Annotated in this window: 11 protein-coding genes; 3 read left to right on the plus strand and 8 right to left on the minus strand. The window is 40.9% G+C overall.

Annotated elements, in window-relative coordinates:
* Nucleotides 1-43: 43 nt before the first annotated feature.
* The 5 genes from glnG to KO525_RS00105 all read right to left on the minus strand — a co-directional run bounded on the left by glnG (nt 44) and on the right by KO525_RS00105 (nt 6,112).
* Nucleotides 44-1,453 (minus strand): nitrogen regulation protein NR(I), encoded by a 1,410-nt coding sequence (glnG, locus tag KO525_RS00085; protein ID WP_215961755.1) that lies wholly within the window; start codon nt 1,451-1,453, stop codon nt 44-46.
* Nucleotides 1,453-2,565 carry a nitrogen regulation protein NR(II) gene (gene glnL / locus KO525_RS00090; RefSeq protein ID WP_215961756.1) on the minus strand — a complete coding sequence of 371 codons (1,113 nt, stop codon included), beginning with the start codon at nt 2,563-2,565 and terminating at the stop codon, nt 1,453-1,455. Before glnL ends, glnG begins: the two co-directional genes overlap by 1 nt.
* An 86-nt stretch (nt 2,566-2,651) precedes the next feature.
* Nucleotides 2,652-3,176, minus strand: coding sequence for a DUF4124 domain-containing protein (locus KO525_RS00095; RefSeq protein ID WP_215961757.1), 525 nt, complete (start codon nt 3,174-3,176; stop codon nt 2,652-2,654).
* Nucleotides 3,177-3,306: 130 nt separating this feature from the next.
* On the minus strand, nt 3,307-4,713 hold the full coding sequence (gene glnA / locus KO525_RS00100) for a glutamate--ammonia ligase (RefSeq protein WP_215961758.1): 1,407 nt from the start codon (nt 4,711-4,713) through the stop codon (nt 3,307-3,309).
* Nucleotides 4,714-5,209: 496 nt separating this feature from the next.
* Nucleotides 5,210-6,112, minus strand: coding sequence for a phosphoribulokinase (locus KO525_RS00105; RefSeq protein WP_215961759.1), 903 nt, complete (start codon nt 6,110-6,112; stop codon nt 5,210-5,212).
* Nucleotides 6,113-6,222: 110 nt separating this feature from the next.
* Here KO525_RS00105 and KO525_RS00110 point away from each other — a divergent pair, with 110 nt between their 5' ends.
* Both KO525_RS00110 and KO525_RS00115 read left to right on the plus strand, forming a co-directional pair.
* Complete coding sequence (locus tag KO525_RS00110) at nt 6,223-7,101, plus strand: hypothetical protein (protein ID WP_215961760.1); 879 nt, start codon at nt 6,223-6,225, stop codon at nt 7,099-7,101.
* Entirely contained in the window at nt 7,101-7,508 is a 408-nt protein-coding gene (locus tag KO525_RS00115; RefSeq protein ID WP_215961761.1) for an MAPEG family protein, read from the plus strand. The genes KO525_RS00110 and KO525_RS00115 overlap by 1 nt, the downstream gene beginning before the upstream one ends.
* 111 nt (nt 7,509-7,619) lie before the next feature.
* Here KO525_RS00115 and purD read toward each other — a convergent pair whose 3' ends face one another.
* From purD to KO525_RS00130, 3 genes are all read right to left on the minus strand, one after another.
* On the minus strand, nt 7,620-8,900 hold the full coding sequence (gene purD / locus KO525_RS00120; RefSeq protein WP_215961762.1) for a phosphoribosylamine--glycine ligase: 1,281 nt from the start codon (nt 8,898-8,900) through the stop codon (nt 7,620-7,622).
* A gap of 289 nt (nt 8,901-9,189) precedes the next feature.
* The gene (locus tag KO525_RS00125; protein WP_215961763.1) at nt 9,190-10,041 is read right to left on the minus strand and encodes a class I SAM-dependent methyltransferase; all 852 of its coding nucleotides are present in this window, start codon (nt 10,039-10,041) and stop codon (nt 9,190-9,192) included.
* A gap of 278 nt (nt 10,042-10,319) precedes the next feature.
* Nucleotides 10,320-11,174, minus strand: a complete 855-nt coding sequence (locus KO525_RS00130) for a 23S rRNA (adenine(2030)-N(6))-methyltransferase RlmJ (RefSeq protein ID WP_215961764.1) — start codon at nt 11,172-11,174, stop codon at nt 10,320-10,322.
* A 132-nt stretch (nt 11,175-11,306) separates the two neighbouring features.
* Between KO525_RS00130 and prmA the strand changes: the two genes are divergently transcribed.
* The gene (gene prmA, locus KO525_RS00135) at nt 11,307-12,185 is read left to right on the plus strand and encodes a 50S ribosomal protein L11 methyltransferase (RefSeq protein ID WP_215961765.1); all 879 of its coding nucleotides are present in this window, start codon (nt 11,307-11,309) and stop codon (nt 12,183-12,185) included.
* The last annotated feature ends 46 nt before the right edge of the window (nt 12,186-12,231 follow it).

The raw sequence follows: 12,231 nt of genomic DNA on the forward strand, positions 1-12,231 counted from the left end.
CATAGATTAGATCAAATTTCCAATAGTCGCCACTGGTTTAATGCTAACCCATATTTAATTCTTGCATCTTTCTGGTTATGGTATTACGCCCCCAACCGATACGTTTCGCCGCTTCTTGTTTGTGGCCACGCGTATGACGCAATGCAATATCAATTAGAGCCCGTTCAAAAGCGGCCTGAGCATCTTTGATAATGTCTGATTCACCTTCGCCTAATCGCTTATCTAACCAAGATTCAAAACTCGATACCCAGTCATCAGCTACCGCGGATGGATCTTTAGCCGTTTTAGAGGTGCTCGTTGCCGTTAACATTTCCGGTGGTAAATCATCCATAATGATCTCTTTACCACTCGCCATTACGGTCAACCAACGACAGGTATTTTCAAGTTGGCGAACGTTACCCGGCCAAGTGTATTGCGATAAAAACTCTGCCGCATTTTTGGACAACATTTTGGCGTCAACAGCCAGCTCTTTGGCGGCCTTGAACAAGAAATGTTCACACAATTGTGGGATATCTTCTTTCCTATCTCGAAGCGCTGGAATGTGAATTCTGATGACATTTAAACGATGAAACAAATCTTCCCTAAATTTGCCTTGGTCCACCAAGTTTTCCAAATTTTGGTGGGTCGCAGCGACAATTCGAACATCAACAGAAACCGGCTCGTGACCACCGACTCGATAAAATTGACCATCGGCGAGTACACGTAATAGTCGAGTTTGGATGTCCAATGGCATATCGCCAATTTCGTCCAAAAATAAGGTTCCGCCATTAGCTTGTTCAAATCGGCCTTTTCGTGCAGCTGCTGCCCCCGTAAAGGCTCCTTTTTCATGGCCAAACAATTCTGATTCAATAAGATCTTTTGGAATTGCAGCCATATTCAAGGCAACAAACGTTTGTTCTTTTCGTGGGCTGTGTTTATGCAACGCGTGGGCGACAAGTTCTTTACCCGTTCCCGACTGACCATTGATTAAAACGCTTACGCTAGAGCGTGACAATCGCCCTATCGCGCGAAACACTTCCTGCATCGCTGGGGCTTCACCAATAATCTCAGACGCTGGCTTTTGTTTTACTTTCAGTTTACCGCTGCGCTTTTTACCATGTTCAATCGCACGGCGGGTCAAATTAACCGCTTCGTCAATATCAAAAGGCTTTGGAAGATATTCAAATGCGCCCTGTTGATACGCGTTTACCGCACTATCTAAATCAGAGTGCGCCGTCATGATGATAATTGGCAGTTGCGGGTGACTGGCCTGCATTTTATCCAATAGCTCCATACCGTCCATCTCTGGCATTCTGATGTCCGATATAATCGCTTCTGGTTCATCATATTCAAGTCGTTGCAACATCATAGTAGCAGAGGCAAAAGATTCGACTTCAAATCCATCTTGTGTAAGCGCTTTTTCCAAGACCCAACGAATTGAGTTATCGTCATCTACTATCCAAACTCTACTCATTATTTACTTCCTTCATTGTCTTGTATTACAGGGATAAAAATCGAAAATGCTGTTTGTCCGGGCCAACTATCTACTTCTATTGTGCCTTGGTGTTGGTCGATTAACGTTTGTGAAATAGACAAACCTAAACCATTGCCGTCTGACTTGTTGGTCACCATTGGATAAAAAATTGTACTTCTTAGCTCATCGCTAATGCCTGGACCATTATCAACAATGGAAATTTTCAGGACTTGTTTAAAACGCGTGCCATGCATAACTTTAGAACCCGCAAATCGTGTTCTCATGGTTAATAACGGTTCGAAATTTGCTGGTTGATTAGCGGCGTATTCTAGTAAAGATTGAATGCCATTTTTGACTATGTTCAAAACCGCCTGCTCTAGTTGGCTAGGGTCAAAAACGGTGACTGGTAAACTAGGATCATAATCACGGTAAACTGTAATAAACTCAGGTTTGTCCAGCTTAACCAAATTATAGACTCGTTCTAAAACAATATGGATATTATTGGCTTCACGTTTAGGCGGGGTGTTTGGACCTAATAATCGGTCCACTAAGTCTCGCAATCGGTCTGATTGCTCTATAATCAACTGAGTGAATTCTTTTAGCTCTTCGGACTCCAGACTTCGACTTAATAATTGAGCTGCACCACGAATACCACCGAGTGGATTTTTAATTTCATGGGCGAGTCCCCGAATTAGATGTCGGGATGCACTAATATGGTGCTTTTGAGTATTTTCTTGGCTTATTTTACGTAAATTTTCATTTTGACGAACTTGAAGCAGACATAACGTCTCCCCTTCAACCATCGCCTGATCCGCGCTGACTTCGACTATTGAATGACGTCCATCAGGAAATACAACTTCAACCTCATTATCTGCAAAACTGCGACCGTTATCCCACAACTCAGCCAACAAAGCCTTTGGAAATGTATGATATATGAGTATTTTAAAAAATTTTTGTCCCTGTAATTTGCGTATACTTTGCCCAAACAACATGGCTGCAGAATCGTTACAGAATTTAATTTTTCCGCTGCGGTCGAGTAAAAACACCGAAGAACTTAACTGTTCTAAAATTTGTTGGCTAACACCAGGGTTAGACGACGTTGGTTCGTTCATGGAAAAATCCGCACCGATATAGTGCATAGGTTTATTGAGTTTAGCCGTAAACTGGCTTTTTCCCAAATATTATTGCACCGATTTGGTTAATTAACCGATGCTCTATGCAAATAAACTGTTATTGGCTTACTTACTGCAATAACCTTGCCTGAATCGTTCCAAACTTCTAACTGAACACGGTGTTCGCCGCGATCAACGTCACGTAAGATGAATACAGCTGACTTTTGAGGGCCTGCGACCTTCTTGTCGTCGAATTTGAGAACTACGCTCATACCACGCTTAAAGGATGGTTTAATCAAGCCATTGATATACAGCGAGCCAGTGTTATCTCTTATCGTGTCTTGATCAAGCGGTTTAACGATGTCGATTGAAACAACATCTAGGAGATCTTCTTTTGTTGTATCGCCACTAATTATTGAGGCGTCAACAGATTGAATAATATTGGGGGTTTTTGAAACATCTATTGTATCTGATTTAACATTAGGTTTTGGAGAATCAGAAAACACAAGTACGCCTTCAGCATTACGCCAAACGTATATTTTTTTCTTGTCTGCTGCTAGTGAATTAGTACTTATTAATACTAGAATTAGCAGTATTACGAACTTCCCCATGTTCTCTCATATCAAATAATAGACGTTAGACATAATCTAGCGAATTTTTAACTTTTTGGCTACAAAAAAAAGCCCACTCATGCGAGTGGGCTTAGATCTAATTTATTAATTTAAGTGAATTAAATTAATATTAGCAGCTGTAGTACATTTCAAACTCAATTGGATGAGTTGTCATGTTAAGTTTTTCAACTTCAGCGCGTTTTAATTCAATGTAAGCATCGATAGTGTCGTCTGTGAAAACACCACCAGCTTTTAAGAATTCACGGTCAGCACTTAGTTCATTAAGCGCTTCTTCTAAAGAAGATGCAACTTGTGGGATCGCTGCTGCTTCTTCAGCTGGTAAGTCATACAAGTCTTTATCCATAGCATCGCCAGGGTGGATCTTGTTTTTGATACCGTCAAGACCTGCCATCAACAACGCAGTAAATGCTAAGTAAGGATTCGATGACGGGTCAGGGAAACGTACTTCAATACGACGTGCTTTTGGTGAAGGTACTACTGGGATACGAATAGATGCAGAACGGTTACGTGCAGAGTATGCCAACATTACCGGTGCTTCGAATCCAGGGACCAAACGCTTGTAAGAGTTAGTAGAAGCATTGGTAAACGCGTTAATCGCTTTAGCGTGCTTAATTACGCCACCGATATAGTAAAGCGCAGTTTCAGAAAGGCCGCCATACTTGTCACCAGCAAATAAGTTTTCGCCGTTTTTAACAAGTGATTGGTGAACGTGCATACCAGTACCGTTATCGCCAACAATTGGCTTAGGCATGAATGTCGCTGTTTTTCCATATGCATGCGCCATGTTATGAACAACATACTTATAGATTTGAACTTCGTCAGCTTTGTTAACGATAGTATTAAAACGACAAGCGATTTCATTTTGACCAGCTGTAGCAACTTCGTGGTGATGTGCTTCAACTACTAAGCCCATTTCTTCCATTACTAAACAAGTCGCTGAACGCCAATCGTGTGAAGAGTCAACAGGTGCTACTGGGAAGTAACCGCCTTTAACGCCAGGACGATGTCCTTTGTTACCATCTTCATAAGACTTATCTGAGTTCCATGCCGCTTCTTCAGCGTCAATTTTATAAGAAGAACCAGACATGTCAGTTTTAAATTTAACATCGTCAAATACGAAGAATTCAGGTTCTGGACCAACTAATACTTCATCAGCAATGCCTTCAGCACGCATATAAGCTTCTGCGCGTTTAGCAACAGAACGAGGGTCACGTTCGTAACCTTGGCCAGTACCAGGTTCGATTACGTCACAACGAATGTTTAACGTAGTCTCTTCTGTGAATGGGTCTAAAACAACTGACTCAGCATCAGGCATAAGAACCATGTCTGATTCATTAATACCCTTCCATCCTGAAATTGAAGAACCGTCAAACATTTTGCCGTCTTCAAAGAAGTCTTCGTCAATTTGATGATAAGGCACAGTGATGTGTTGCTCTTTACCTATAGTGTCAGTGAAACGTAAGTCAATAAATTTAACTTCGCTCTCTTTGATTAGGTTTAAAACCGTTTGAGACATTGTTTTCTCCAAGTTAAAAAAATATTTTTTCGAGCCCTTTGGCTCATTTAAGTGCATAAGGCAAAGCCAAATTCATGCCATCAAATTTTAGTTATACAATACAATGAGTTACATATTAACCCTGCGTTTCCATCGATAACATTGCACCATAATGGTTCAAGATACGCACCAACATGAGACTAATCAATAGAAAGCAACAATGAGTGTAATTTAGTTGTTACATTTTGTCCGCGATTTTCGTTATTTTTTTACATATAACGTAGTTCAGTTCCTTCTTAGATCCAAAAAAGACCTAATTTGAAATAACCAAAGTTGAATTAGAGTACCGCTACTACTAATGCAACAACCTAAATTACAGCAGTTTAGCAATAACACAATGCAGTAATGAAAATTAACTCACTTTTTGAGATAGCTATCTACTTACAGGTCTGTAAGTAGCGTTCAAAATTGAATTCCAAAATACAACTGCACCATTTTGAGGCAATGGGCATTTTGGCTATTTTTTACTGTCGATCCAGTCTAGTTGACCAATGAGTTTACGGCGGCTGAAAATTAGATTTTCAATTAATGGTGTTAATATAAGCTCCAATGCCAACCCCATCTTCCCACCCGGGACAACAATTGTATTGATTCGACTCATAAAAGAGCCGTCGATCATTTGTAATAAATATGGAAAATCAACATTAGGCACATCTCGGAAACGGATCACCACAAAACTTTCATCTAGTGACGGAATGTCTTTGGCACTAAATGGATTCGAAGTATCAACAGTAGGAACCCGTTGAAAGTTAATATTGGTTCTAGAAAACTGAGGGGTGATATGCGTGAAGTAGTCGTCCATGCTTCGGACGATGCTGCTCATTACAGCTTCGCGGCTGTGGCCTCGTTGGTTAGTGTCGCGAATTATTTTTTGGATCCACTCCAAGTTAACAATAGGTACCATGCCGATTAACAAGTCGACATAATGGGCAACATTATGCTGTTCGGTAACCGCTCCGCCATGTAGACCTTCATAAAACAGACAATCTGTATTGGGTCTGAGTTCTTCCCATGGCGTAAATGTACCAGGCATTTGATTATACGGAACGGCTTCATCAAATGAATGCAGGTACTTACGAACATTGCCACTGCCGGTTTCAGAATAACTTTTAAATAAGCTTTCTAATGCTCCAAAATCGTTAGCTTCAGAACCAAAATAAGAAATATGGCGGCCTTGTTCTTGCGCTTTTCTAATTTCCATTTCCATTTCTGCACGTGCATAGCGATGAAAACTATCCCCTTCCAAGATCGCAGCATCCACGTCCAAATTACGGAAAATGTGAGTAATAGCATTTGTGGTTGTTGTTGTGCCGGCTCCAGAGGAACCAGTTACTGCAATTATTGGGTGTTTAACTGACATAAATCTTTTTTCTTAGTTTTGAGACTAGATTGTTATAAAGTGATTATTCTAATTAATCAAGCTTAGCGCGCTGAACATTTTATGACAAAAACAATAATTAGGTCCCTAAAATGATAAAAAACCTAGGTAAATTTGCGTTATTGAGTATATCCACTTTTTTACCAATAACGTATGCATCAACCGATATATTTGTTGCGCAGTTCGCAACTCATGGGCAAAAAACACACGTAGTGGAAATAGATAATATTACTCAGCGTCCCGGATATGACAATCAGCCTTATTTTGCAGACGACGGTTCTGGGGTTTATTACACATCTCAATTGGCGCAACAAACAGACATTTTATTTTACAACTTGTCTTCAAAAACACTTACGAACATAACCAAGACATTAGATACCAGCGAATACTCACCGACGCTTGTTCCTGAGTCAAACAACTTATCTTTTATTAAAGTTGAACCTGATAGTACACAGCGGTTATGGACATTAACATTGGGAAGTCAAAAACAAACGATTATCAACAAAACAATCAAGCCTGTTGGATATCATGCTTGGGGCGCTGATAATGATTTGGCTCTATTTGTATTGGGTGAGCCAATGACGTTGCAATATATTCAGTCACCAGAACAAGAAAACGCGAAGGTCATCGCTAATGAAATCGGCCGAGCCCTTCATTATAATGCCAAACATCAGGTGTTTAGTTTCACAACGGGTACAAACAATGTACTTAATACCTTTTCAGCACAGACAGGAATTATCACTCAATACCTAGCTTTGCCTAAAGAAACGCAAGATTACACTTGGCTGAATTCAGATCAGGTCATTGCGGCTATGGGAACTAAAATAATGGTTTGGTCGTTACACACACCAAACCAAACATGGCAGCCTTTATTTGATTTTTCAAACCAGTGTCCAACAAATATAACCCGATTAGCGGTAAATAAATCTGCCAGTAAACTTGCCTTTGTATGTGACGAGGAAACACAATAATGAGTGAACTGCAGATTGTAATTTATTGTTTGATCATATCGGTCATTTTACCATTTGTCGCTAAAGTTCCTTTAGCTCACGCTATGCGTCAGGTTGGTAGTGGTAATATCAGGGGCTACGATAATGAAGAACCCCGTAGCCAGCAAAAGAAGCTTTCAGGTTTTGGCGCGCGTTGCTTAGCGGCCCATGAAAACAGTTTTGAAGCCATCATCATTTTTGCGCCAAGTGTGTTACTTGCCATAGCAACCGACAACCTCTCGCGGGACATTACGCTGCTTAGTTGTGGATTTATCGCTGCTCGTTGTTGCTATTTATTTTTCTACTGGGTCAATTGGGACAAACTGCGTTCATTAAGTTGGGGGATTGGGATGGGTTGTTGTATCGCCATCATGCTTCGTTGTTTGTAATACTCATTCGATAATTGTCTGTTTGTTTTAAAACAGCCTTGCGAGTAACACAAACAAAAACGCCTGCTTAATGCAGGCGTTTTATTTTTCAATAAGACAAATTATTTAGTGTTATTGCTCACGTGCTATCGCGCGATATGCAATGTCGTTGCGAAATTGAACACCATCCCATTTTATTTGTTTTACCGCTTCGTAGGCTAGGGCCTGGGCTTCTGTAACTGTTTGACCTAACGCAGTTGCACATAATACGCGGCCACCAGCGGTAACAACGTCATCGCCGTTTAATTTGGTTCCAGCATGAAACGTTTTTGAATCAGCCGTTGCAACAGGTACGCCAGTAATAACATCACCTTTATTATAAGAACCAGGGTAACCACCAGCGGCTAATACCACTCCAACAGCAGGTCTAGGGTCAAACTTAGCTTCTTTACCTGCTAATTCACCAGCAACCGCAGCCAAACATAACTCAACCATGTCAGACTGCATACGCATCATGATAGGTTGTGTTTCTGGGTCACCAAAACGGCAATTATATTCGATTACTTTTGGCGTACCGTCAGTATCGATCATTAATCCCGCATACAAGAAACCTGAGTATGGATGGCCTTCTTTCGCCATACCTTCAACGGTTGGGTAAATCACTTCATTCATAATACGAGTATAAATTTCGTCGGTAACCACAGGTGCTGGTGAATAAGCGCCCATGCCACCCGTGTTAGGTCCAGCGTCATTATCAAATGCACGTTTATGATCTTGACTAGTTGCCATTGGCACAACATTTTTACCGTCGACCATAACAATAAAACTGGCTTCTTCACCCGTTAAAAACTCTTCGATAACAACTCGAGAACCGGCTTCACCAAATGCATTTCCAGCTAACATATCTTTAATCGCATCTTCAGCTTCTTGTAAAGTCATTGCAACAATGACACCTTTACCAGCTGCTAAGCCGTCGGCTTTAACGACAATTGGTGCGCCTTTTTCACGAACGTAAGCTATCGCTGGGTCGATTTCAGTGAAATTAGCATAATCCCCTGTTGGGATATCATGACGAGCTAAAAAGTCTTTGGTGAACGCTTTTGAGCCTTCTAACTGAGCAGCGCCTTTTGACGGTCCGAAAATTTTCAAACCAGCGGCTTGAAATTCGTCAACAACACCAATAACTAAAGGTGCTTCAGGACCAACAATCGTCAAATCGATAGATTTGTCTTTTGCAAATTGTAGTAACGCAGGTACGTCTTCTGCACCTATCGCAACATTTTCAAGTTTGTTTTCATTGGCTGTGCCGGCATTGCCAGGGGCAACATAAACAATCTCTACGTTTGGATTTTGAGCCGCTTTCCACGCCAACGCGTGCTCACGACCACCACCACCGATAACTAGAATTTTCATGGCTGTTTGCTACTCTGCTAAGTTCAAGATAATTTTGGGCGGAAGTATAACACGATGAAATTATTTTTCTGCTGGAAATAAAGTGCTAAAAACAACTAATGTATAGCTAAAACCATGACTGAGCTTATTAGGGCGTTTAGATGGCGTAACTTGTCAATGTACCGAAATGTACGGAAAAAAGTGATTTTTATTTATGGCAAGCTTGCGGGGGACGAAGAGAGGAAGCAGCTAGGGTCAATCTAGGCTATCAAAACAATAGTAAAAGGGGAGCGAACTCCCCATTAACAAATTAGTTTTTAACAAACTTTAATGTCATTCGATCGCTTTCGCCAATCATAGTGTATTTTTCTTTATCTTCATCACCAAGTGCTAAACGTGGTGGTAAAGTCCAAACTCCACGTGGGTGCTGCGCTGTATCTTTAGGATTCGCATTTATTTCACTAGCCGCGGCTAATGTAAAGCCGGCTTTCTCAGCTGCTGCAATAACAAAGGACTGCTTGACGTACCCTGAACGCTTGTTTTCTTCCTGATCTAAGTTTTCAGGTAAACGGTGATCTACAACACCTAAAACCCCACCTTTTTTCAGCGCTTTGTAAAATGCTTTAAACGCATTTTCAACACCTACATCACCGTCACCCATATAGAAATTATGTACATTTCTAAAGGTTAAAACCATGTCTGCCGTCCCTTCTGGCACAATATCTAAGGCTTTAGTTTGGTGAAACTCAGTGACTTTGATCCCCGCATAAGCCGGATCGTTCATAATTTTTTTATTAAATCCATCAATCGAACGCTGATAATAGCCAGGTGCGCCATCAAACATATGGAATCCAGCGGCGTAAAATTCTCCGTTTTGTTGTACTACCGGGTTAATAATAGATGTATACCAGCCACCACCAGGCCAGATTTCAACAACGGTCATGTCGTCACGTAAACCAAAAAATTCCAGTGTTTGTTGTGGATGACGAAAAGCATCTCTCTCACTTGCTTGTTTTCTTGCATCACTCATAACAGCTTGGGTTATGGCTTCTTTAGACGCCGCTTGGTCACCGGTTATGGAGTCCATAACTGAAGAACACGACACAGATACTAGGCCTGCAAACAGACCAGCGAGTAATATTTTTTTCTTGGCGAAAGTCATTATTGTTTCCCTTAGTTAACTAATGCCTCCAGTGTAGACGTTTTTAAGGAAATATGACTATTGTTTTATCGGCTGTTACCTCCGGTTTAACTCAAATTCCAGAGACCAAATAGGTATTTGTGTCGGTATTTAATCACTGCTAGGCAACGAACCGTCCAAACACATAAATATTATTGATAATGAGGACGTGCAAATCGAAAGGGAGAGTATGAATCATCAAAAAACACTACGTCGTAAAGTGCTCATTTATTCCATTTGAGCACTTTCTAAACATTATTCTACTCAGGTACTATTTGTTCTGCTCTAAAGTCGTTGTTATCCCCTGGTAGTGTTTTCACAAGATAAGGTAAAACTTCAGCCATTGCCGACGGTAACTTCCAAGGTTGATTCACCAAAATCATACCACTGCCGGTCATCCCTCTTTCATGTGAATCTTTAGCAACATTAAATTCATATAACGCGATATTTTTAACACCTGTGCGTTTAAGACCCTGCTCAACTTTATCAATCCGGTATCTCTCAACAACTGGATACCAAATTAGAATAACAGCTCCTTTAAATCGCTTTGTGACGTCTTTGACATATTGCACCACGCGGTCGTAGTCATCTTTGATTTCATAAGGTGGATCGATTATCACAACGCCACGCTTTTGCGCCGGTGGGAACAAGCCCATGCTTAATTCAAAACCATCACCTTTTATCGCTTTTCGGTAACGATTGGGGCGAATAAACTGACGTAATAAATCAAAATCCGTTGGATGAAGTTCATGAAAGAACCCTTTCCCGTCCATTGGCAGCTGATTAAGAGCAAACCAAGGTGAACCTGGGTATAACACTAAATCGTCAAAGCCATCTTCTTTATTAAATTTCGCGACTACGTCTAAATATTCAGCAACGGCCTTAGGCATGTCTGCACGGTCAGCATTCCAAAGTGGGCCAATGCCCGTTTCAAATTCTTTATTTTTTTGAGCAAACTCATCTTCGAGCTTATATGCACCTGCGCCAGCATGGGTATCAACAACAATATAAGGTCGTTCTTTCTCTCCCATATATTGCAGTACAAACTGAAATATTAGATGTTTTAATACATCTGCATGATTTCCCGCATGGAACCCGTGGCGATAACTCAACATGAAATTTGTTTTTCCGAAGTAATGACTGACATCGCCATTCTACGTCACTCCATAAAAAGGAACAATGATAGTGAAACTCTCTGGCAAATTAGGCTAAAATCCAATTTTGTCCAATTAGGAATAAATCAGACTATGGCTTGGGTGCAACTTCGTTTTCCCGTTAAACAACAACACACAGATGAAATCAGTGACTTCTTAATGGACTTAGGCTGCGTATCTGTCACATTTACAGCCTTAGACGATGAAGCTATTTTTGAGCTTTTTCCAGGTGACAAAAAAATATGGCAAATGTCACATTGTGTCGGACTTTTCGACGCCGCCACTGACATGTCACTTATTTCTGCTGCATTAAGCCAACATTCCTCATTTGATGTCCCGCCAATTATCACAACCGAGCAAGTCGAAGACAAAGATTGGGAACGCGAATGGATGGACAATTTCCATGCAATGCAATTTGGCCAACGACTTTGGATTTGTCCTAGCTGGCTAGACATTCCTGATCCAACGGCATGTAATGTCATATTAGACCCTGGTTTAGCCTTCGGCACTGGAACACATGCAACAACAGCATTATGTCTTGAATGGTTAGAAGGTATGGATTTAACCGGTAAAACGGTATTGGACTTTGGATGTGGCAGTGGCATTTTAGCCATCGCAGCCTTGAAACTTGGTGCTAAACGCGCCATTGGCATCGATATCGATCCTAAAGCGATAACCGCAAGCCTAGAAAACGCGGTACGTAATAAAGTAGAAGATCAAATAGAATTATACTTGCCTGAAGATGCACCGATATTTGAAACCGACGTCATTGTCGCCAATATTCTTGCTGGCCCGTTAAAAGATCTGCAGTCCATAATTGTGGGTTACGGACATAAAGGTACAGAATTGGCCTTGTCTGGCATTTTAGCAGAGCAGGCAGATTCTGTTGCAGCAGCATATCAGTCGAGTGTTTCGTTAAATCCGGTCACGCAACAAGACGAATGGGTTCGAATTGACGGCACGATTACCTAAAAGACACAATAACGTAAATTTAAATAATTTATTTTTTTACATCATT

Source organism: Psychrosphaera sp. B3R10 (assembly GCF_018861025.1).
In the GTDB taxonomy this organism is placed as follows: domain Bacteria; phylum Pseudomonadota; class Gammaproteobacteria; order Enterobacterales; family Alteromonadaceae; genus Psychrosphaera; species Psychrosphaera algicola.